Origin of the sequence: Streptomyces aureus (assembly GCF_000725495.1) — a bacterium.
Taxonomy (GTDB): Bacteria; Actinomycetota; Actinomycetes; order Streptomycetales; family Streptomycetaceae; genus Streptomyces; species Streptomyces aureus_B.
The window spans coordinates 83423-103344 of the sequence record NZ_JNZD01000006.1 but is presented as its reverse complement, the minus strand read 5'-3'; the positions used below and the strand labels follow the sequence as shown (position 1 = coordinate 103344).

Sequence of the window (19922 nt, the reverse complement as noted above, 5' to 3'; positions counted from 1 at the left end):
GCTGCCGTGCGGCGGCAGGCCCGTAGTTGGCGGCCGGACTCTTGTCACTCGACCGGCGGTCACGTCATCGGTGCAGGTGACGGCCGGTGGATGTTGAGCCGTGTGGATTTCTGTGCGGGGTGACGCTATTGGACCGGACCAATGCAGTCAAGGCTGTGTCCTGGCCCCTCTCGGCCGATCTCCTGTGCCACCTGTCGCGGAGGTGAGATCCTGCCCGTCACGCGGCATTGTGTCCCGGTTGTGCGGGTCAACCCTGCTTCCCGGGCGCATGGTTGGCGTCGCTGACCTGGAGCACGACGGGAGAGGCGATCAGTTGTGGTGCGGGGGACGGCATGACCGATGACGTGATGACGGCATGGATCGCCGCGGGGGCCGCGGTGGCCGGCGCGCTCTCTCGCGGGGTGGTCACTGGCTGGTTCACGCCGGCGTCGGCACGCAGGCAGGCGCAGAGCACCGTCGACGCGGCCGCCCGGCAGGCGGACGCTGCCTGGGCGGCCGGCCAGCGGCAGGCGGACGCCGCGTGGGAGGCGGGGCGCCGTCAGGCCGACGCCGCCTGGGAGGCCGGGCGCCTGCAGGCCGACGCGCAGCTCGACGTCGCGAGCCGGACCCTGGCAGCGCAGGCACTCGCCGCCCAGCGCGAGGTCCGCCGAGCCGCCTACGCCGCCTTCCTCGCGGTCACGGACAACGCCGCCCAGCTCCTCGGCGAGTGGCAGCAGGCGCTGGGCAGCCACCAGGCCACGGGCTGCCGCGACCGCTACCAGGCCGCGCTGCCACCGGTCACCGAGGCACTCAACCTCGTACGCCTCGAAGGCCCCGACTCGGTCACCACGACCGCCGAGGCGCTTCGAGCGGCCCTGGACCCGAGCGCCGCAGCCGGCCGGTACACCGCTGCCCACACAGCGTTCCTTGGTGCGGCCCGTACGGCGCTCGGCGCGCCCTGACCCACCTCGCCCCGAGTGCGGACAACTGCCGTCACTGCGGTGAGGGCGACTGCGGATCGCCGGGGCCGGGCTCGGCCGTTCGACGGGTCAGGCGGGTGAGGGAGCCGGCCAGGCGGGGGCGGTGGATCCGTCCGGTTCCCAGCCGTAGAGGCGTAGTTGCCGGGCTTCTTGGCCCTTGCCGTTCCGCTCGAGGAGGTCGGCGGTCAGGCGCACGCAGAACGGCCAACCGCGAACGGCGAGTTGCCACAACCACGTCAGTGCCTCCCCGCGACGGTCCACACGTTCGTACAGCTCGACGGTGGCCCACAGGAGATCCACGTCACCTGCCTCGGTCGCCCGACGGAACCACGTGACGGCCTCCTGAAGGCGGCCAGCGTCCCTGAGAGCGCGTCCGCCCGCGCTGTGTCCGGCGCGTCCGAAGCTGGTCTCCTGCGCGCTCCGCTCCCACCACAGCAGGGCCTGGTCCAGCTCGCCGGCCTTCTCGTACAGTTCGGCGACTTCACGGGGGGCTCGGTCATCGCCCTGTTCCGCGCGCGCCAACGCCCATTCCAGAGCTTCCTGTTCGCGCCCCGCTCCGCACAGACGGCTGATGGCGTAGGTCATGGCGCTCGGGTGGCCGCGCTCGACGAGCTCGAACAGCCAGGCCAGCTTCTCCTCGAGCGGCGCGCTCCATCGCCGCAACGGCTTGCCCAGAAGTTCGGTGGTCGCCGCGTAGGTGAGGCGCCACCGCGTCAGATCCGCAGCGGACTTGCCCTGAGAGGCCAGCAGTTGTTCTTCCCACGGCTCTACGGCCTCGAAGGTGCGCCGCTCACCGGCCTCGATCGAACGCTGGTACCAAAGGACTGCTTCCGGCAGCTCCCCGATTTCGGCGAGCGATCTCGCGTACTGGAGCAGGTCCCAGGAGTCCGGATCGTCCGTCGAGGCCGCAAGCCGCCACCAGTCGACAGCTTCCGTCTTGCGATCGACTCCTTCGAGCAACTGGGCGGCGACTTTTGCTGCTTTGCCGTTCCTGTCGGTCGCGGCCGCCAGGGATTCGAGCGCCGCTCCGTCCCTCCCCGCGTCGAACAGTGTCTGCACGGCCGACCTGCCGGTGTACCCCGGCAGGTCAAGGGCAGCCTTGGTCAGCCACTCGACCGCCTCGTCGTCCCTGCCGCAGTCGAGAAGCAGCTTGCCGAGTTTCAGATGGGTGTCGACGTCGTCCTCGGCGGAATCCGCCAACAACGCCACGGCCTCGCGGGTGCGCCCTTCTTGCACGTACAGGTCGGCCGCCGTGTGCCGATGCCATCGGTTGTTCGCGCACTGGTCCTCGTGCCAGGCCAGCACGGCTTCGGGGCCGTCGGTCCGCTCGAGGTGGTCGACATGGATCTGCCGGGCCTGCCCATGTCCCTGCTCCGCGGCACGGCGCCACCACAGGTGTGCCCTGGGTTCGCTCTCCGGGCCGAGACGGTGGATGAGCTCGCTCAAGTCCGCTCCTTGCGAAGGGTCCTTCGAAGCCTCCTCCCACCACCATTCCAGGATCTCCTCCGCCTGATCGGCGGTGGCGTCGGACGCCGACCGAGTCACGTAGGACAGGGCAAAACCTCCGCCCACCTCCGTGGCTCGACGGATTCACCAAGGACGCGCCTCCTCGTACCGCCCGCAGTCTTCCAGGAGCCGGGCCAGGTTCTCCGCGCCGCCGTCCGCCCGCGCGTAGAACTGCGCCGCGATGCGGAAGAGGCCACGGTTCTGCGCCGCCTCGCCCAGCGCGAGGAATCCGGTCTCGTCCCCATGGACGAGCAGCGCCTGCCACAGGGCGGCTGACACGGGTTCGTCCTGGCGTGTCCGGCGGCCGTGCTGTTCGAGATAGTCGGCCAGCCGGTAGCGGGGGAGGCCGTCTGCGGCTGCAGCGGGCAGGCCGCGGCCGCGAGGACGCCTGCGAACCAGTGCTCCCTGGGCTCCCGTGACGGGGGCTGTGAGGTAGGCCATGGCCGCCTCCAGCCAGTCGTCGGCCAAGGCGTCCCAGTCTTCGTCCGTCAGACAGCCCTCGGCGCCCTCTGCCAGGAGACCGTAGGGGAGCAAGGGGCCGTGCCCCAGACGTCGGGAATCCATCGCCGCTTCGAGCACCGCCCTCGCCGCGGGCGTGCCGTGTTCGTAGCAGCGCAGCAGCGCGGGCGCGCCGGCGAGGTCCTGAGCCAGGCGACCGCTGGCGGATGTGCGGGTGAGGGCGTCGGTCAGGAGTCCGTCTCCGGCTTCGGCGAGGCCCCTGGCGGCGGCCAGGGCGGCGGTGTCGAAGGTGTCAGGGACGGTGAGCGTGCGGCCTGCGAGCAGGGCCCGGGTCCTGCTGTGCGGGTCGGGTGTGCCCGGCTCGGGCAGTGCGGCGTACTGGCGGGCGTATTCGGGCCACAGGGTCCCCAGTACGAGGACCGGGCCACGCCCGGGGTCCACGAGCAGGGTGTGAAGCGCCGCCGCGATCTCCTCGCCGGATCGCGGGTCGCCCAGGTAGTGCTGGGTCTCGTTCAGCCACACCACCGTGCGCGGTCCGACCCAGTGCAACTCCTCAAGTGCGGCTGCTGCCCGGGTCGGGTCGAAGGGATGCCACAACCGCCATCCCTTCTCGGAGAGCGGCTGCACCGCCTCCCAGCAGGCTCTGGTCTTTCCGGTCGACGACGAGCCGACCAGAACGGCCATACTGCTGTGGCCCTGTCCGGCGCTGCGCACCAGGTCGGACAGCACACGGTCGTGGTCGCGCGGCACATAGCCGGACAGCCTGTGCTTCCCGGAGCCGGCCTCGACGCTCGGGGTGATCCCCGCCGGGTGAACCTCCAGGTCGTGTGGACTCCACTGGCTGATGGGCCGCCCCGGACCCTGACCGGCGTCGCGCTCGCCGTGCCGAGGAACGGTGAGGAAGCCGGGCGCCTCGCCGGTCGGCCCGAGCAGGGTCAGGCCGATGTGGTGATAGGCGGCCCTGCCCGGGTGGTCGTTCATGTGCTGCACCGCGGCGGACACCGACAGCGGGTCCGGGCTGTTGCCCGTCGTGACAACGCTGTTCACGGCTTGGCGGAGCAGATAGGGGAACACGCCGGCCACGGCCTGCTGGTCGGGCTGGGCGGACGACATGATCACCAGCTCTGCACCGGCCGTACCCGGTGCCCACTGGGTGCCGAGGCCTGCGAGGGCTGTGGTGACGCCCTCGTTGGCGCCGTGCCCGGAGCAGCAGGTGTCCAGGATCAGAAGAAGCCGACGGAATCGGCTGCCGCGAACCAGGCGCACCAGGTCCGCGGTCGGCAGGGAGGTGTGCGAGAGGTCGGCCGGGTCGGTATCCGACATCATCAGTGCGTGCTTGCCGCCGCCATCGAGGACCTCCCCATGGCCCGAGACGTAGACGACGACCAGGTCGTCCTCACGGCGCTCGGCCGAGGAGCAGAAGGCACGCAGATGATCGCGCAGTTGGTCTGCCGTTGGGTTGATGCCCAATGCGCTCTCGTGCCGGTAGCCGAGCCGCCTCGTGAAGAGGTCGATGATCCGCTCGCGGGCCTGGACGCGTCCAGGCCGGTCCCAGTCGGGACGCATGGGATAGCGAGAGACAGCCGTTGCGATCAGATAGCGGCGCGGCTCCTGCCCATCCGGCCGCGCGCCGTCTGTGGCGGCCGTCATGCCGGACGGTCCGCTCTCGACTTCACGCCCCTCAGTGCCGCCCGCGCCAGCGGCAGGGGCGACCCGAGCATGTCGCCCCCGGGCGAGACCACGCCCGGATTGCTCTCGGCCGCTGCCCGCCATCGGGCGAGCGGCAGTTCTCGTTGTCGGCTCATCATGCCCCCGAACTCGCCCCGTGAACTGTGCGGCCAGAACTGTGGGGCGACACAGAACGACACGTCGGGACTCACTACCGCCCGGCCGTTGCCCGGCTACGACCCCCTATCGTCACCGGGCGACGGCCCGGCGTCACCCGCCCGCCGGCCGGAGTTGGAGCGTGATGGGTGTCGTCATGCGGACCTTGGCGCCGGGGCCGGGATCGCTGGACTTGACGGTCCAGGCGTCCAGCCCGTTGGCCGGGTCGGCCATCACGTCATGGCCGTCCGGTGCCATGGCTTCTATGTGGTTGAAGCACATGAGGTCTTTGCCCAGCGGGTCGAACGGCCGGCCCTCCAGGTCGGGCATCGGCCTGGGCCACTCCTGCGCCTGGCAGCGTGCGTAGATGCTGCCGGCGGCGGCAGCCGACGGCGACGCCGTGCCGGCCCCGGAACCGGAATCGGTTCCACAGGCGGTCAGGACACCGGCCAGCATCGTGGCGGCCGTGGTGGTCGCGAGGTGTCGTTGCATCGTGCTCTCCCTCTACTTGCCGATCCGGGTGGCGTCTGTGCCGAGCAGCGCGGACAGTGCCGCGGCAGCGAGGGCCGGGAGCACCAGGGCGAGACCGGTCCGGTTCCGCGACACGAGCGGCGCGAGCGGCACGAGCGGCCCGGACGACGCGAGCGACGAGAGGCCGGCAACGGGCACGAGTGCCGACAGCGCCTTGATCGGTGGGGAGTTGTGCCGCCGGGGCCGGTCGGGTGCGAGTGGTGCGGTGAGACAAGGGTTCCGGCTGTAGGTCATCGGCGTGCCCCCAGTGATCGGTGCGGAGATCGGTCAGTCTGGGGGATGACGGCGCCAGGAGATCGCAGAGTGCGAGGCCTGTAATCGACCTGTGACTCTGCGCCATGATGTTGAGCACAGCTCAGGTTCGGCTCGTTCCGCTTCGTCCTGTTGATTCCGGGTTCGCGCGGTTGCCGGACGAGAGGGCGGTGCTGTAGAGCAGCAGGATCACAACGGTTCGAGTTCGCCGGGAGTCAATTCGGCTGAGGGCTGTTCTCCTTGAGGACACCGTCCGTTTGCCCGCGCCGCATCAGAGGATCCCGTCATGCCGATACCTCCACGCGACGGTCGTGCCGTCCGCGCCGCTGCCGCCTCCCTGGGTGCCGCGGGCCTGATCGCACTGGCCGGGGCTCCCGCCGCCTTCGGCGACGAGAACGACGGCGAACTGCTCGTAGGAGGCCTCGAGCCGGTCGACGGGGTGAAACCGGGCGGCACCTTCGACCTGCCCGTCGTCGTCACGAACAAGACCACCGTGCCGGTCGACAAGATGTGGATCACCTATTCCGTCACCCGAGGGCTCGGCTACGCGGACGTTCCCTCCAACTGCCGCGTACAGCAAGTCCGTTCCTACGACGAGATGCCCGAGCGCCGGGTCGCGGTGTGCGGCTTCGACCAGGGGGTGGAGCCGGGCGCCGTCTACACACCGGAGAAGCCCCTCCGCGCCAAGGTGCTGGACCGAGGCCCGACCGGTCCAGATGGGTGTCCGAGAGATGCAGGATCCGCATCGTCCGATGCCAGTCTCCGGCACCGGCGGTGAGCCACGGCTTTTCCCGCTGTGTGGCCCTGGCGGGCCCTTGCACGCCCTTCCAGGCTCTCCCGGCAGATCCGGCGCCCGCGGAGCCGGACGGCGACAGAGGTGTTCTTCCGGCAAGGTGGTTCCGTCGATGAGTTCACCGTCCTCGAACGGTCTACCAGGCGTCACGACCGTTCTCGACAGGAGCGCCATGTCCACCATCCAGCCCGTGATCATCACCGCCGACCATGACGTCCTGCTCGGCTTCTACACGAAACTGTTCGGTGCCGAGGAGATCTTCCGGGTGCCCGAGGAAGGGCCCGCCTTCTACGTCGGTCTACGCATCGGCGACACCGACCTAGGGCTGGTGAAGAGGACGGACCTGGAGGCCGCGGGGGCGCCGCGGGTCGTGCTCAGCATCGGTGTCGACGACGTCGAAGAGACGCTCGGCCGGGTGACGGCGCTGGGCGGTACGGTCCGCGGCGGCCCCAACGACATGCCGTGGGGACAGCGCGTCGTCCACGTCATGGACCCGGACGGCAACCCCCTGAACCTCACCCAGCCGATCCCGGCCTCGTGACCCCGTAGCGGGGGCACGGGCACGCTGCCGGTGGGGTGTGGTCGTAGGGGAGCGGGGGTGCGTCTGGGATGATCCTTTCCGCTCCGGTACGCCTGGCGACGCCCGTGTCCCGGATCGCCGGTGACCGATGAGGAGGGCGAAGGACCGATGACGCTGAACGTGGGCCAACGGGTACGACTGGCCGCCGATCTCCGGTTGTCCGGGGCGGTGACCCCGGCCGACGAGGACCCGGAGGAGCCCGGTCGCTTCGCCGCCTCCCTGGCGCTGTCGGCGGGCCTCGAGGGCACGGTCGAGCAGGTCCACGAGCATCACCGGCAGCAGAGCCACGAGGTCCGCGAGTACCTGCGCCTGAAGTCGCTCCTGGACGACTTCGGCCCCCAGATGCCGCCCGCGAGCAGAGGGCAACTGGAGCAGCAGGTGGGGGAGTTGGAGGAGGAGTGGACGGCGTATCAGCACCGGATGCTCCACGTCACGGCCCGCGTCCGGCTGGACAACGGGTTCGTGCTCGACGACGCTCCGGAGGAGTTCTTCGTCTCCACCTGATGCGGCTGTTTGATGCTGCTGTCTGGTCCGGTCGATGCCGAGCCCGTTGTTCCTCCGCGTTCCGGTCCGGCGTCAGACCTCCGGCAACCAGTTTTCCGCGTCCGGCTTCCGGCGGACGCCGCTGTCACCGACGGACGGCCGTGACCAGCCAGGCCCCGGTCCGCAGGCGGACGCCGGTCTCCCGTTCGTACGGAGCGAGGGTTGAGCGCAGGGCGGCCCGCACGCGCTGTTCCGCGTCCCCGCCGGCCGCCGCTTCCTGCACTTCCACCAGATGCCGGCCTGGCCCTGATCCCAGCAGGTGCTCGGCGGCGTCGTCGACGTCCCGTCCGAAGTTCCCGAGCGCGTCGACGGCCTCGGTGCGTACGTCGTCGAAGCCGGCCTTCGTCAGAACCTCGCGTACGACGAGCGGGTCCGCGAGCGAGAACATGCCGGGGCCGTCGGAGTCACCGGACGGGCTCGCGACGGACGGGCTCGCGCCGGCAGGGAGGGCCGCGCTCACCCTGCCGTACACCGCGGACCACTCCGAGCGGGCCGGGTCCGCCATGCACACGAACGCGAGGCGTCCGCCGGGGCGCAGAGCGCGGGCGACGTTGCCGAACGCGGCGACGGGATCAGCGAAGAACATGATCCCGAAGCGGCTCACGGCCACGTCGAAGGACGCCTCGGGCAGCGGGTGGACCTGGGCGTCGCCCTGCTCGAAGCCGATGTTGTCGAGGTTCTCCTGTGCGGCCACCCGGCGGGCCCGGTCGAGCATGGGGCCGGACAGGTCCAGGCCCAGGACCGACCCCCGTGCTGCGGTCCGGGCGGCCAGCCGTGTGGTCTGACCGGCTCCGCAGCCGACGTCGAGCACCCGGTCCTCGGGGCCGATCCCGGCGGCGGCCAGCAGGGGCTCGTTGAACCCCTCGTTGACGGCGTTCCAGCGGTCGTGATGGTCGCTCCAGTGCCGGCCCTCGTCGCCGTTCCAGGCCTTCGACTGTGCGGTGTTGACGAGCTCGCGCATGGGATGACTCCTGCCGGAGAGTTAGTATGAGCGTCTGCCCATACCAAGGTATGAGCGTTTGCCCATACTGGCAAGCGCCGACGAGGAGGACCCGATGTCACCGCGCGGTGTAGCGATCCCCGATGTCAGGGAGCGGCTCTTCGCCGCGGCGGAACGGGTGCTGGCGCGGGAGGGCACGGCCGGACTGACGAACCGGTCCGTCACCGAGGAGGCGGACTGCGCGAAGGGGCTGCTCTACAACCACTTCACGGACCTGGACGACTTCGTGGCCCAACTGGTCCTGGACCGGTTCGCACGGATCGCCGCCGAACTGGGACCGCTGCCGGACCGGGCGGGCACCGGCACCGTCCAGGAGAACCTCACCGCCGCGGCTCTCACGATGCTCGGGGCGAACGGACCCGTGATCGCCGCAGCCGCCGTGTCGCGCCGACAGGTCGCCCAGCGCGTCGCGGACGCCTGGGCGGGCGGGGCTCCCGGGCCGGGCGCCGTGGAAGAGGCGATGACGCGGTACCTGCAGGCCGAGCAGCGCCTGGGCCGCGTGGCCCCGGACGCCGACTGTCCCATGCTCGCCCTCGCCCTGACCGGCACGGTCCACCACCTGCTGATGCACCAGGGGCCGGGACCGGAGGACGGCGCGGCGCTGATCGGGCGGCTGGTCGCGGCGCTGGTGGGGACACCGTCCACCGCCGCGGGGGCACCGTGACGGGGAGGCGCCTCGACGGGAGGGCACCCGCGACCGGAAGGCGGTGAGACCGGAAGGCGGTGTGACCGGAAGGCGGTCTGACCGGGAGGTGCTGTGACCGGGAGGTGCTGTGACGGGAGGGCACCCACGCCACGCCCGGAAGCGCAGTGACCATGAGGCCGGCGACGGAAAGGTGCCCGCGACCCGAAGGCGGCGCCGTGACCGGAAGGCACCGCGCGGCCGCACGAGCCAACCTGATCCGGCTGACGGTCGCCATCGCTGAGCAGAAGCCCCGTCAGCCTCCGAGCCGGTGGGCGAGGTCGAGCAGATCGGCCAGACGCAGCACACGTCCCTCGAAGCCCGGGAGCGGGACATGCAGCGGTTGGGTCCACCGCTCGGGGATGGCATCCAGCCCGTAGTACGCCCCTGCGAGACCCCCGGTCACCGCGGCGACGGTGTCCGTGTCCCCGCCGAGGTCGATCGCCGCGCGCAGCGCGTCCTCGAAGGTACGGGTCGTCCGCAGGGCCCAGACGGCGGACCCCAGGCAGGGCCAGACGGCGCCGTTGAACTCGGTGGCCTGGTCTGGGTGCCAGTCAGCCGCGAGGACGGTCCCGTAACGGCCCCGGTGGTCGGGGTGGACGAGGTCGAGAACGCCCGGCAGCGCGCTGAGGGGATCTGCGTCCTCGAGGGTGACGCGGACGAGTTCGTGGAAGATCGCGGTGCCCTCCCAGGCGGCACGGTCACCGTGGGTCAGGGCGGCGATGCGACGGGCCGCGTCCATGCTGGCCTCCTGGCCGGCCGCCGCGAAGTACACCGCGGAGGTCGACGCCCGCATCAAGGAACCGTTTCCGGCTGCCCGTTGGTTGACCTGGAAATGGATCGCGGCGGCGAGGTCCCAGGGCATGCCGTTGGTGAGGACGTCCTCGGTCTGCAGGCCGATGTCCTTGGGGTCCGCCGCGGCCCACCGCTGGAAGCGGGCGAAGATGTCCGGCAGGTCGAGTCCGTCCCGCTCCAGCAGCGACTCCGCGACCAGGACGGCCATCTGCGTGTCGTCCGTGGCCTCGCCGGGGTCCCAGCCACCGCCCCCGCACATCTCACCGCCCGCGCCGGGCACGGGAAAGCGCGCGGAGAACACTTCCTCGGGACCGAACTCGAACGGCCCGCCCAGGGCGTCGCCCACCGCCGACCCGACGACCGCGCCCGCCACCCGCTGCATCCGCTTCACCCGGGCAGGCTATCCGTGCCGCGCCGAGGGTCCACGACGCACCGGCAGCCCGGCACACCTCACCCCGTTCCGGTCCGGACCGCCTCCGGGATGCCTCCGCACACGAGCGCCCCTCGTCGAGAAGCAGGGGGTGGTCTGCAAGGACCGCTCGCCGCCGGTGACACCCTGAACGGTAGGGGCGTTCACGGGCCGGCCCGGGCGTGACGCGCGCCACAGGAACCGCGGGCGGGGTACGGGGAGTACAGGGTGTGAGTCAAAAAGAACCAGCGGATTCCATGCGTGCGCGGGTACGGGCCGGGGACCGGGCGGCGTTCGCCGAGCTCTACGACCGGTACGCGCGGGCCGTCTACAACCATGCCCTGCGGCTGACCGGCGACTGGTCACAGGCCGAGGAGGTCATGTCCGAGACGTTCCTCGCCGCCTGGCGCGGCCGCGACCGGGTCGATCCGGAGGGAGGATCGCTGGGACCCTGGCTGCTCGGCATCGCCACGCACAAGGCCCGCAACGCCAACCGGAGTCTGCGCCGCAGGCTGGCCTTCCTCGCGCGCAGTCCGCAGCCACGGCCCGTCGAGGACTTCGCGGAGGAGACGGCGGGACGGATCGACGACGCCCGCCGGCTCGCGCTCGTCCACCAGGCGCTGAGCAGGCTGCGCCGCCATGAGCGCGAGGTGTTCGCGCTGTGCGTGTCGGCCGGGCTCGACTACCGGCAGGCCGCGGAGACGCTCGGCGTCCCCGTCGGCACCGTACGGTCGCGCCTGTCGCGCGCCCGGGCCCGGCTCGCCGGGCTCAGCTCCGGGAAGGACGACGCGAGGACGGAACCTCCCGGCCCCCGCGGAGAGATGGAGAGTGAGGCCGCGTTCGCGGCCCTGTTCCTGAAGGAGGAGACCCGATGAACGCCGACGGTCGCAGGACCGAGGACGCGCTGGAGTTGCTGTCCGCACCGGCCGAATGGGACCTCCCGCCGGGACGACACCTCCACTACAAGGACGTCCTGATGCAGCAGATCGACCAAGACCTCGGCCACACGCCCGCCGCGGCACCGACGCCGACACCGGCACAGCCCCTGGCCGCTGCCCCGGCCCCCGCCCCGCGCCGCCGGTTGGCGCGTCCGGCCGTCCTGGCGCCGCTCGCCGCGACGGTGCTGGCCGGAACGCTGGCCGTCACCCTCACCGGTACCGGCGTCGGCCACGGCCCCGCGCCCGCGGACCGGGCCGCTTCAGTCGGCGCACGCGCCCAGAACGCCTCCGTCACCCTGAACCGGATCGCCGTCGCCGCCATGACCAGTGACGTCACGCCGGTCAGGGACGACCAGTTCGTGTACGTCAAGAACCTGACGGTGGAGAACAAGGGCACGTTCGACGGGCCCGTGGAACTCGGCGCCCCGCACACGGTGGAGACCTGGACCTCGCAGGACCCCAAGCCCCTCAAGACCCTCGGCTGGATGCGGGAGTCGGGGAAGGACGCCGTCATGCCCGACGAGACGATCCCCATCGAGTCGTCCGACGCGGTGCCGGTGGGAATCGACCATCCGACGTACGCGTGGCTGTCCTCGCTGCCGACCGACCCCGACGACCTGCTCGCCCTGCTGCGCCGCGAAGTCCGGGTGTCCGACGGGGAGTCCAGGGAACAGGCTGTCTTCTCCCTGATCGGCGACCTGCTGAGCCAGACGCTCATGCCCCCGCGGAACACCGCCGCGCTGTACAAGGCGGCCGCGAGGATACCGGGCGTCGAGCAGATCCCGGACGCCGTCGACGTGGCCGGCCGGCACGGGATCGGCATCACCCGCGAGGACGCCTCCTCGGCCACGCGCGACGAATGGATCTTCGACAAGCACAGCCTCGCGTTCCTCGGCGCTCGCGGCTTCATCACCCACGACGAGCGCAAGGGCATCACGTCCGACACCCTGACGGGCAGCACGGCGGTACTGCGCCGCGCGGTCGTCGACCGGCACGACGAGAAGCCGGGGGGAGCCGACAGCTGAGCAGCAGGGGGCACCTGCCCCGCGGCCCGCGTCCGTCGCGGCGCGGGCCGCGGGCCGGTGCGTTCTGTTTCGACGCCGATCAGTACGACGCCGAACTGACCCGGGCGAGCGATGAGTTTGCCCGTCGTTCCGCCGGTGGGGAAGTAGACCTTTTCGTTCCCGCGCCCGCCCTCATGCCGGGCGAGGTTCACGGCGTTTAGGTGGAGCCCGCCCCCGTACGAACGATCTGGACGCCATCGGTCGCGTCTGCTCGGCTCTGCCGGTGAATCTCGGGTTGCTGCGATCTGGGAGGGGAACGAGCCGTTGGTGAAGCCTCAACGTGTTGCCGTCATCGGAGTCGGCCTCCTCGGAGCCGGCGTGGGATGGAATTTGTCCCGGCTTGGCGTCGAAGTGGTCTTCATCGACGCCGGCAGGCCCGGTGAAGGAGTTACCAACTGGTCCTTCTCGTGGGTCAACGCCAGCAACAAGACGGTGCGCAAGTCCTACTTCGACCTGAACGTCGCGGGCATGGAAGCGCACCGCGAGCTCGCCAGGACCATCGGTCCGGACTCCTGGTGGCATCCCGACGGCCACCTCCGATGGGCAGCCGACCCCGCAGCGACGGGAGAGCTTCTGAAAACAGCGGAGCTCCTGACCAGTTGGAACTACCAGGTCGAGATCTGCACCGGGGCCGAGGTGCGTCGCCGCCTCGAACCTGCTCTCACGCTGCCCGACGACAGTCCCGTCCTGTTCTACCCCGACGAAGCCTGGGTGCACGGACGTCATCTGGTCAGCCGCCTGGTGAGCACGGCCGTCACATCCGGCGCCGAGCACCGATTCGGCACCACGGTCCGCGACATCGGCATCGGTGCCGACGGGGGCATCCGGTCGGTTGCTCTGTCCGACGGGAGCCGTCTCGACGTCAACGTCGTCGTGAACGCGGCGGGGCCCGACGCCGGCGACGTGGCCGGGCTCGTCTCGCGGCACTTGCCGATGCGCCGGGAGCCCGGCATCGTCACGCGGATCAGCTGCGCTCGGGTCCCGATTCGCCGCGCCATGCACGCGCCTCACATCGAGATCCGTCCTGACGGAGACGCTTCGGTGGTCCTGCACAGCCGCGAGATCGACGCACTCATCGACGCCGGCGAAGACCCCGCGGAACTCGCGCGGTTGCTCCATGAGTCGGCGCGGCAGGTCGTTCCCGATCTCGGCAGGGGCCGCATCGCAGAAACACGTGTGGTCAACCGACCGATCCCAGCCGACGGATTCCCCTCCGTGGGAGCAGTACAGTCGGTGCCGGGCTACTACGAAGCCGTCTCCCACAGCGGCATCACCCTCGGCCCGGTGATCGGCCGCCTGCTTGCCAGGGAGATCATCAACGGCGAGAGGGATGAGCTGCTTGCGGACTTCCACCCCGAGCGGTTCGGCTCGTGACTGTCCGAGGAATGCCACCGGTACGCGACGGTGGTCCGATCTGCCCCTGACGGAACCGCTGCATGAGGTGCCAGCACGTTCGGGGGAACCACGGATCGCGCCGGGCGTCACCGGGATGCGCCAGCCACATCCGCCGGAATCCTCAATCTGCCCCGTCTGTGAGCTCCAGCGCACCCGAGAAGGGGCTGCGGGGCTAGTGTGCGGTGGCGTAAGAGGGGCGACCTTTGGGATGACCAGTGAACCGCAGCAGTATGCCTGTAGAGAACCAGGGCGACATCGAGCTTTGTCTCTTCATCGAACCGTATTGCGAGGACTACTGGATGAAGCCCGGGGAGGCGCTCACGGTCCGTTCTGAGGCGGAGGGGATCGATGTCTGGTTCGACACCTACGTCTCGAAGGGCTGCGTCACCGTGTGGCTCTACGAGGACGGTGACCCGCACAAGATCGTGGGCGACTACGCAGTCCTTGATGCGAGCGGCAATCGCCTGGAGTCTGGACATCAAAGGCCCCAAGGCCAGCGTTGGTCGGCAGCCGGACCCATTATCGACTGACGTTGAAGCGGTTACGGGGCAGAAAATGGAAAATGTTCTTGACCTGCAATGATGGGACTTGCTTAGGGTCCTATCGACTGCGGGGGAAAGAGCACCTTCCAGGGGACCGGGCCTACCAGTTAGTACTTGCGCGTCTGGGTCCAGGGGGACGGCCGCGCAGAGCGGTTCGGTCCTGCTATGGAGTCGGCGGACCGTCGAAGGGAATCGCGGTTGGAGGCGGTGGTGCCTGGTCAGCCGTGGGTTCTTTGCCGATGAGGAATCCTTCGGCCCAGTGTGTTTGACCCACGGTGTATTCGTGCACGTGGAAGCCGTCCGGATGGTCCCTGAATCCGGGTAGGGTACGCGCCTGCTCGATGCGTTGTTCCGCCCGTTGCCGGCTTGAGTAGAGGCCGAGGAATGTGAAACTGTCGTCGCTGTCGTCCCAGAAGAGCGGCTCGCCGTCTTCCATGAAGTCGACGGTGGCGGGAGCACGTGGCTCGTCCGCGAAGTGATGCCTGTGCACCAGGAGGTAGAGCGTCTGTTCCATCAGTCTCGCCCAAGCCCTTCGGGGTACACCGTCACGAACCCCTCGTTCCACAAATCCTCGTCCACCGTCACGGGTGCGATCTCGAAACAATCAGGTTCGTCCCGGAAACCTGGAAGCTTCCTGGAGATCTCCCACTGTCTCTCCGCGGCTGCCTGGTCCGGGTAAATGCCGATGATCCTCCATTCCTCCTCGTCCAGGTGGATGGTGCCGTCCGCATCGATATGGATGACCCGTTCGTCCTGTTCCACCGCGAGATGGCGCGCGTGCCACAGGACGTATAGATCGTCGTCAGGTTTGTGTTCGTCTGTCATCGCGGGATTTTTCCTTGCTGGTTGATGCTCGAGGGCGGCGGCATAGTTCGAGCCCCATAGGGTGTCCGGTGGGTGATCGGAAACGCGAAGAGTGCTTCTGACCTGAAGGGATGGGACTTGTCTAGGGCCCTGTTGGCTGCTGGGAAAGAAGGTGTAGAAGCGTATTGGGTCGTACCCGCGTGTCTGCATCGAGGGCGGCGGCCGGACGATGATTTCGCAGGCCGGGAACGTGCTGCTGGTCGAGGCCGTCCGCAAGGCTGGCTTGGACATATGAGGCAGGGACGGTATTTGGGTGATCACGTCTGTGCTGTTCTCTGAGCAGCTCTAGACGGTGGCTCTGGGCGGAGCCGACCTTTGCCAAGCTCCCGTTGGGGCGGACTCGCAAGGCGGTTTGCGCCACTTGCCACGTCACCCGCCCCCCCAGGCTAAGGCCCCGGTACGGTTGTTCAGCATGGTGTCCGACAAAGGGCTGAAGCCTGCCGGAGATCAGAGGCTCTTGTGCTTGCCCATGAAGATGCTGCCGACCTTGGCGTGACAGGCCGGTGGCTGGTCACTACATTGGCGGCGCAGATCACCGCTGACCAGCCTTGGAGCAGTACATGTCCTCGTTGGACGAGTTGCAGGCACTCCTGGGGGCTCCCGCCCGTCGGCAAGCCGATCCAGCCGACTGGGACGAGGTCGAAGGACACATAGGCTCCGCCCTGCCCGGCGACTTCAAAGGGTTCCTGAACGCGTACGGCAGCGGGGTCTTGTCCGGCGAGCTCGTCGTCTTCCACCCCCTGGGGTCGAGCCCGCTCCTGACGCGCATGCGCACGACGCACCAGACGTTCACCGAGCGCCGCGACAGGGCCCTGCGCAGCGGTGACGTCGAGTACTTCCCGTACCCGTTTCATCCCGCACCGGGTGGGTTGATCTCCTGGGGATACGACTACAGCGGCGACGAGCACTTCTTCCTGCCCTGCGACCCCGACCCGGACGGGTGGCAGATCGTCACGATGGTCCACGGAGAGGGCTATGAGACATTCGACGGCCCGTTCTCAAGCTTCGTGCTCACCTTTCTGCGGCAGCTTCTTGACGTGGACAGTTACCACGGCCTGGCACCGGAGGAGTTGGAGTTCCTGGAGCAGGAAGACCTGGAGGAACTGGTTGCCAACGGTGAGATCGGTCCCGTACAGCCGACCTTCAAGCCGTTCTGATGCGCGCAAGGAGCGCGGGCGCGTGACTCGGACCGCCCCGCTGTGTCAGCCGTCCCGGCCCTGCCACGTCGTGACGCAGGCCTCGTTCCCCTCCAGATCGGCGAGCACCCAGAAGGCGGGGGCGCGGGTCGCCGAGAGCAGCCGGCCCCCGGCCGCCAGCGCTGCTTCGATCCGCCGGGGTGCCTCGTCGTGCGGAACGCTGATGTCGATGTGGATGCGATTGCGCTGCGGACGCGGGTGGTCCATCTGCTGGAACCAGACGGCCGGGCCTTGCCAGACCGGATCGACGAGCGCATCCTCCGGACCCTCGGCGCCGGCCTCGTCCACATAGCCCAACACCGCCTTCCAGAACGGTCGAATCCCGGCGATGTCCAGGGCATCGATGGCGATTTCCAGAACCTGGACGGGCCGCGGCGCCTCCGCTCCCAGTCCGGGCCCCGGCACGAACCCGGACCTCTCAACGGCGGCGGAGATCCGACGCGCGAGATCGACGTCCACCGTGGTGACCGTCGCGTGGTCCGACGACTGCAGGGTGAAGACGGCCAGCTCGGGGCGGACGTCGACCCGGAGGTGGCGATCGGCGTCGTCGCCGCACGCCGCCACAGCCTCCGCCGCCAAGGTGATCCCTTGCGTCAACGTGCCCACCGGAACAGCCGTTTGCAGGGTGCCCAGCACGTAGCGCCACCCGTGGTCCTGGACCGCTTCCGACGCTTCCTGCCGACTCAGCTTCCGCTCCATGGCCACATCTTCGCAGCCCGGCCTCCCTTTCGAGTTCGGTAGCCACGAGAACCCGCCCCGAGGATCCGCCCTGAGCATCCGCCCCGAGGGTCACGTCCCGGACGCCCACTGCCTGCATCATGGGGACCTGTGCATGTCCCACCGGGGGAGGACGCCGTGGCCGTCTACGAACTCAAGAACCGTCTGGTCGTCGGTATCGCCTCCAGCGCGCTGTTCGATCTGGCGGAGGCGGACGCCGTCTTCCGTGATCAGGGAGAGGAGGCCTACCGCGCCTACCAGGAGGAGCACCTGGACGACACGCTGGACAAGGGCGTCGCCTTCCCCTTCGTCCGCAGACTGCTCTCCCTGAACGACCTCTCACCCGAGGACCCCCTGGTCGAGGTCATCATCCTGTCGCGCAACGATCCCGACACCGGGCTACGGGTGATGCGGTCCATCCAGTCCCACGACCTGCCGATCAGCCGGGCCGTCTTCATGCAGGGCCGCTCGCCCCACCGCTTCATGCCGGCCCTGAACATGTCCCTGTTCCTGTCCGCCGACGAGGGCGATGTCCGTGAGGCCGTCGCGTGCGGGCTGCCTGCCGGCCGCGTGCTCGGACCGGCCCTGGCCGACGAGGACGACGACCAGGATCTGCGGATCGCCTTCGACTTCGACGGGGTCCTCGCCGACGACGCCTCTGAACAGGTCTACCAGGCCGATGGCATCGAAGGCTTCCGCTCCCACGAGACGAAGAACGCCGCCACCCCGCACGACCCGGGCCCCCTGCGCGACTTCCTCGCGGGCGTCAACCGGCTCCAGAGGCGCGAGGAAGAACGACGGGCACAGGACCCCGAGTACAAGATGCGCGTTCACGTCTCCCTGGTCACCGCCCGGGCCGCGCCCGCTCACGAACGCCCGGTGCGCAGCCTCAAGAACTGGGGCGTGACCGTCAACGACGCCTTCTTCCTCGGCGGCATCGACAAGAGCGCCATCATGGAGGTCCTCAGGCCGCACATATTCTTCGACGACCAGGTCGGCCACCTGACCGGCACCGCCCGCAGCACACCCAGTGTGCACGTCCCGTTCGGGAAGATCAACGAACCCAAGGTCCCTGCGCCGGCCAGTGACGGCCGGGCACGCCGCCCTCCGCCCGAGACCACCTCATGAGGCAACGGTCATACGGCCGACGGCCACACGCCGGATCCGGATCCATGAGCAGGAACGGGTCGGCGCGCACTCAGAGGTGGCTGTCCAGGAAGTCCCGTAGCTCAGCCAGAGGCACGGGCCCGCTGCCGTCCGCCACCGCTTCTCCGCCCTTCAGGAGAACGTGGGACGGGGCTCCGGTGACCTCGTACCGCTTGGTCGCGACCGGACAGCGGGTGATGTCGGTACGGACGACCGTCACCCGGCCGGCGTACTCCTCCGCGACGGCCCCCACGACAAGGTCCATCGCGCGGCAGGGCTCGATCGCCTTGGGCCACGTCCCGGTGAAGTAGGCGAGGACCGGGACCGCGCTCATCCTGAGGACGAAGTCGAACTCCGCGTCCTCACGGGGCTGGTGCACCCGCTTTGCCATGGAAGCTCCTGAGCTCACGTTTCGTCGTTGCGTCCCCATGATGCCCTGCGGGGTGGGGTGGGCCTGACCGGTGCCGTCGGGCAGCCCGCGCCGTCGGGAGGTACCCGTGAGGCCGAGAGGTACCCGTGCGGCCGGGCGGGACCGCTGTGGTGTTCCCTCGCTCCGGGGCGATCCACCCGTGTGGTCTCGTCGACGACCTGCGATCAGGCCCTTGTGAGCCCGTGCCCCTGCCCGTGCCCCTGCCCGCGCCCGCGCCCGCGCGTCCGCGCCCGTGCCGTCCTCCGCTCACGGACTGCCTGTGCGCGACGCCCTCTGAGCGGCACACCCGCTTCCTGTCTACGATCCCGTTTCCGCCGATGTCGGGCGAAGGACCCGCCGCACGGCCGCGCGCAGCCATTGGTGGGCCCCGTCGGCGGAGTGGCGCGGGTGCCAGGCCATGCCGATCGTCAGCGGTGGCAGCGGAAGCGGGATGTCCAGCAGGCGCAGCCCCAGCGCCTGCGCAGGGTGGGTGAGCGGGGAGAGAGGATCGCCCGGCAGCGCGGTCGGTACCAGGCAGACCATGTCACTCGCCGCGGCCAGCGACATGGCCGCCAGATGCCCGGGCAGGGTGGCGCCGACCCGTCGGCTGAGCCCCTGCTCGGCCAAGGCGGCGTCGAGCGGGCCCGTGAACCGTCCCCGGCGGCTGACCGTCACGTGCTCGGCCGCTGCCAGCCCCGCCGCCGTCAGGGGGCCTTCGGTGAGCGGGTGCCCGGTCCTGACGCCGGCTGCCATCCGCAGGGTGACCAGCTCCTCGACGCGGGTCTCCGGGTCGACGTGGTCGATGGATCCGATCTCCAGGTCGATCCGGCCCTCGCGCAGTGCGGGGCCCGCCTCCCACTCCTCGGCCAGCACCCGCAGCGAGACGCCCGGCGCCTGGCTCCGGGCCAGCCCGAGAAGGCCCGGTGCCAGCGCAGCGCCCACCAGGTCGGCCGCCTGCACCGTGAACGTACGCCGTAGCGCGGCGAGGTCGATCCCGCCACTCGGGGTCAGCAGCTCCTCGAGCCGACGCACCACCGCGGCGGCCTCACCCCGCAGTGCCTCGGCGCGCGGGGTGGGCACCATCGCCTGGCCCGCCCGTACCAGGAGCGGGTCCTGGAGCACCCGTCGCAGCCGGGCCAGGGTGCGGCTCATCGCCGCGGGGGAGGTGTGGAGGCGCGCGGCGGCACGGGTCACGCTCTGCTCGGTCAGGAGGGCGTCGAGGGCGACGGCGAGATTGGCGTCGAGGTTCGCTGCTGGGCTGGTCACCGGGATTATTCCGTTCCAGGCAATGATGGGTTGCTGAAGTTCCCATTGTGGC

The 19922-nt window shown here is 69.9% G+C and carries 22 protein-coding genes; 11 read left to right on the top strand and 11 right to left on the bottom strand.

All coding sequences use genetic code 11. The features are described from left to right. The first annotated feature begins 332 nt into the window (after window positions 1-332). Window positions 333-941, top strand: a complete 609-nt coding sequence (locus IO36_RS13245) for a hypothetical protein (RefSeq protein WP_037619676.1) — start codon at window positions 333-335, stop codon at window positions 939-941. Window positions 942-1028: 87 nt separating this feature from the next. Here the strand turns inward: IO36_RS13245 and IO36_RS13240 are convergent, their stop codons facing one another. The 4 genes from IO36_RS13240 to IO36_RS46800 all read right to left on the bottom strand — a co-directional run bounded on the left by IO36_RS13240 (window position 1029) and on the right by IO36_RS46800 (window position 5513). Continuing rightward, a complete protein-coding gene (locus IO36_RS13240) occupies window positions 1029-2405 on the bottom strand; it encodes a tetratricopeptide repeat protein (protein ID WP_158997326.1) in 1377 nt (458 codons plus the stop codon). Between the two features lie 144 nt (window positions 2406-2549). Then, window positions 2550-4490 (bottom strand): caspase family protein, encoded by a 1941-nt coding sequence (locus IO36_RS43050; protein ID WP_051900379.1) that lies wholly within the window; start codon window positions 4488-4490, stop codon window positions 2550-2552. A gap of 372 nt (window positions 4491-4862) precedes the next feature. Continuing rightward, window positions 4863-5240 (bottom strand): hypothetical protein, encoded by a 378-nt coding sequence (locus IO36_RS46805; protein ID WP_037619672.1) that lies wholly within the window; start codon window positions 5238-5240, stop codon window positions 4863-4865. 12 nt (window positions 5241-5252) lie between these two features. Then, window positions 5253-5513: a hypothetical protein gene (locus IO36_RS46800; protein ID WP_037619671.1), complete on the bottom strand. Its 261-nt coding sequence runs from the start codon at window positions 5511-5513 to the stop codon at window positions 5253-5255. A gap of 304 nt (window positions 5514-5817) precedes the next feature. On the opposite strand from IO36_RS46800, the gene IO36_RS13220 reads away from it, so the two are divergent. From IO36_RS13220 to IO36_RS13210, 3 genes are all read left to right on the top strand, one after another. Next, window positions 5818-6309, top strand: coding sequence for a hypothetical protein (locus IO36_RS13220; protein WP_051900378.1), 492 nt, complete (start codon window positions 5818-5820; stop codon window positions 6307-6309). Between the two features lie 187 nt (window positions 6310-6496). Then, the gene (locus IO36_RS13215) at window positions 6497-6865 is read left to right on the top strand and encodes a VOC family protein (RefSeq protein ID WP_037619669.1); all 369 of its coding nucleotides are present in this window, start codon (window positions 6497-6499) and stop codon (window positions 6863-6865) included. A gap of 147 nt (window positions 6866-7012) precedes the next feature. Beyond that, window positions 7013-7408: a hypothetical protein gene (locus tag IO36_RS13210; protein WP_037619668.1), complete on the top strand. Its 396-nt coding sequence runs from the start codon at window positions 7013-7015 to the stop codon at window positions 7406-7408. A gap of 124 nt (window positions 7409-7532) precedes the next feature. Here IO36_RS13210 and IO36_RS13205 read toward each other — a convergent pair whose 3' ends face one another. Beyond that, window positions 7533-8408 carry a class I SAM-dependent methyltransferase gene (locus IO36_RS13205; RefSeq protein ID WP_037619667.1) on the bottom strand — a complete coding sequence of 292 codons (876 nt, stop codon included), beginning with the start codon at window positions 8406-8408 and terminating at the stop codon, window positions 7533-7535. A gap of 58 nt (window positions 8409-8466) precedes the next feature. Here IO36_RS13205 and IO36_RS13200 point away from each other — a divergent pair, with 58 nt between their 5' ends. Then, complete coding sequence (locus IO36_RS13200) at window positions 8467-9111, top strand: TetR/AcrR family transcriptional regulator (RefSeq protein WP_245173254.1); 645 nt, start codon at window positions 8467-8469, stop codon at window positions 9109-9111. Between the two features lie 274 nt (window positions 9112-9385). Here IO36_RS13200 and IO36_RS13195 read toward each other — a convergent pair whose 3' ends face one another. Beyond that, window positions 9386-10306 (bottom strand): ADP-ribosylglycohydrolase family protein, encoded by a 921-nt coding sequence (locus IO36_RS13195; RefSeq protein WP_425535528.1) that lies wholly within the window; start codon window positions 10304-10306, stop codon window positions 9386-9388. A 284-nt stretch (window positions 10307-10590) separates the two neighbouring features. Between IO36_RS13195 and IO36_RS13190 the strand changes: the two genes are divergently transcribed. The 4 genes from IO36_RS13190 to IO36_RS13175 all read left to right on the top strand — a co-directional run bounded on the left by IO36_RS13190 (window position 10591) and on the right by IO36_RS13175 (window position 14260). Then, a complete protein-coding gene (locus tag IO36_RS13190; protein ID WP_037619662.1) occupies window positions 10591-11208 on the top strand; it encodes an RNA polymerase sigma factor in 618 nt (205 codons plus the stop codon). Next, a complete protein-coding gene (locus tag IO36_RS13185; protein ID WP_037619661.1) occupies window positions 11205-12296 on the top strand; it encodes a CU044_5270 family protein in 1092 nt (363 codons plus the stop codon). Before IO36_RS13190 ends, IO36_RS13185 begins: the two co-directional genes overlap by 4 nt. Before the next feature lie 306 nt (window positions 12297-12602). After that, window positions 12603-13709 (top strand): NAD(P)/FAD-dependent oxidoreductase, encoded by a 1107-nt coding sequence (locus IO36_RS13180; RefSeq protein WP_051900377.1) that lies wholly within the window; start codon window positions 12603-12605, stop codon window positions 13707-13709. Window positions 13710-13945: 236 nt separating this feature from the next. Beyond that, window positions 13946-14260 (top strand): hypothetical protein, encoded by a 315-nt coding sequence (locus IO36_RS13175; RefSeq protein WP_037619660.1) that lies wholly within the window; start codon window positions 13946-13948, stop codon window positions 14258-14260. A gap of 175 nt (window positions 14261-14435) precedes the next feature. Here the strand turns inward: IO36_RS13175 and IO36_RS43045 are convergent, their stop codons facing one another. Beyond that, entirely contained in the window at window positions 14436-14786 is a 351-nt protein-coding gene (locus IO36_RS43045) for a DUF7336 domain-containing protein (protein WP_051900375.1), read from the bottom strand. After that, window positions 14786-15097, bottom strand: coding sequence for a hypothetical protein (locus IO36_RS13165; RefSeq protein WP_037619659.1), 312 nt, complete (start codon window positions 15095-15097; stop codon window positions 14786-14788). The genes IO36_RS43045 and IO36_RS13165 overlap by 1 nt, the downstream gene beginning before the upstream one ends. A 599-nt stretch (window positions 15098-15696) precedes the next feature. Here IO36_RS13165 and IO36_RS13160 point away from each other — a divergent pair. Continuing rightward, window positions 15697-16293, top strand: a complete 597-nt coding sequence (locus tag IO36_RS13160) for an SMI1/KNR4 family protein (RefSeq protein WP_037619658.1) — start codon at window positions 15697-15699, stop codon at window positions 16291-16293. Window positions 16294-16338: 45 nt separating this feature from the next. On the opposite strand, the gene IO36_RS13155 is transcribed toward IO36_RS13160, so the two are convergent. Beyond that, window positions 16339-17031 (bottom strand): VOC family protein, encoded by a 693-nt coding sequence (locus IO36_RS13155; RefSeq protein ID WP_037619912.1) that lies wholly within the window; start codon window positions 17029-17031, stop codon window positions 16339-16341. A gap of 156 nt (window positions 17032-17187) precedes the next feature. On the opposite strand from IO36_RS13155, the gene IO36_RS13150 reads away from it, so the two are divergent. After that, window positions 17188-18177, top strand: a complete 990-nt coding sequence (locus IO36_RS13150; RefSeq protein ID WP_051900374.1) for a 5'-nucleotidase — start codon at window positions 17188-17190, stop codon at window positions 18175-18177. A 70-nt stretch (window positions 18178-18247) separates the two neighbouring features. Here IO36_RS13150 and IO36_RS13145 read toward each other — a convergent pair whose 3' ends face one another. Both IO36_RS13145 and IO36_RS13140 read right to left on the bottom strand, forming a co-directional pair. Next, window positions 18248-18586: a thioredoxin family protein gene (locus IO36_RS13145; RefSeq protein WP_037619657.1), complete on the bottom strand. Its 339-nt coding sequence runs from the start codon at window positions 18584-18586 to the stop codon at window positions 18248-18250. Between the two features lie 336 nt (window positions 18587-18922). Continuing rightward, window positions 18923-19879: a LysR family transcriptional regulator gene (locus tag IO36_RS13140; RefSeq protein ID WP_037619910.1), complete on the bottom strand. Its 957-nt coding sequence runs from the start codon at window positions 19877-19879 to the stop codon at window positions 18923-18925. Window positions 19880-19922: the final 43 nt, after the last annotated feature.

Coding starts and splice junctions, on each gene's coding strand:
- IO36_RS13245 (WP_037619676.1), top strand. CDS start 333: ATGACCGATGACGTGATGACGGCATGGATCGCCGCGGGGGCCGCGGTG.
- IO36_RS43050 (WP_051900379.1), bottom strand. CDS start 4,490: ATGCGTCCCGACTGGGACCGGCCTGGACGCGTCCAGGCCCGCGAGCGG.
- IO36_RS46805 (WP_037619672.1), bottom strand. CDS start 5,240: ATGCAACGACACCTCGCGACCACCACGGCCGCCACGATGCTGGCCGGT.
- IO36_RS46800 (WP_037619671.1), bottom strand. CDS start 5,513: ATGACCTACAGCCGGAACCCTTGTCTCACCGCACCACTCGCACCCGAC.
- IO36_RS13220 (WP_051900378.1), top strand. CDS start 5,818: ATGCCGATACCTCCACGCGACGGTCGTGCCGTCCGCGCCGCTGCCGCC.
- IO36_RS13215 (WP_037619669.1), top strand. CDS start 6,497: ATGTCCACCATCCAGCCCGTGATCATCACCGCCGACCATGACGTCCTG.
- IO36_RS13210 (WP_037619668.1), top strand. CDS start 7,013: ATGACGCTGAACGTGGGCCAACGGGTACGACTGGCCGCCGATCTCCGG.
- IO36_RS13205 (WP_037619667.1), bottom strand. CDS start 8,408: ATGCGCGAGCTCGTCAACACCGCACAGTCGAAGGCCTGGAACGGCGAC.
- IO36_RS13195 (WP_425535528.1), bottom strand. CDS start 10,306: ATGCAGCGGGTGGCGGGCGCGGTCGTCGGGTCGGCGGTGGGCGACGCC.
- IO36_RS13190 (WP_037619662.1), top strand. CDS start 10,591: ATGCGTGCGCGGGTACGGGCCGGGGACCGGGCGGCGTTCGCCGAGCTC.
- IO36_RS13185 (WP_037619661.1), top strand. CDS start 11,205: ATGAACGCCGACGGTCGCAGGACCGAGGACGCGCTGGAGTTGCTGTCC.
- IO36_RS43045 (WP_051900375.1), bottom strand. CDS start 14,786: ATGGAACAGACGCTCTACCTCCTGGTGCACAGGCATCACTTCGCGGAC.
- IO36_RS13165 (WP_037619659.1), bottom strand. CDS start 15,097: ATGACAGACGAACACAAACCTGACGACGATCTATACGTCCTGTGGCAC.
- IO36_RS13160 (WP_037619658.1), top strand. CDS start 15,697: ATGTCCTCGTTGGACGAGTTGCAGGCACTCCTGGGGGCTCCCGCCCGT.
- IO36_RS13155 (WP_037619912.1), bottom strand. CDS start 17,031: ATGGAGCGGAAGCTGAGTCGGCAGGAAGCGTCGGAAGCGGTCCAGGAC.
- IO36_RS13145 (WP_037619657.1), bottom strand. CDS start 18,586: ATGGCAAAGCGGGTGCACCAGCCCCGTGAGGACGCGGAGTTCGACTTC.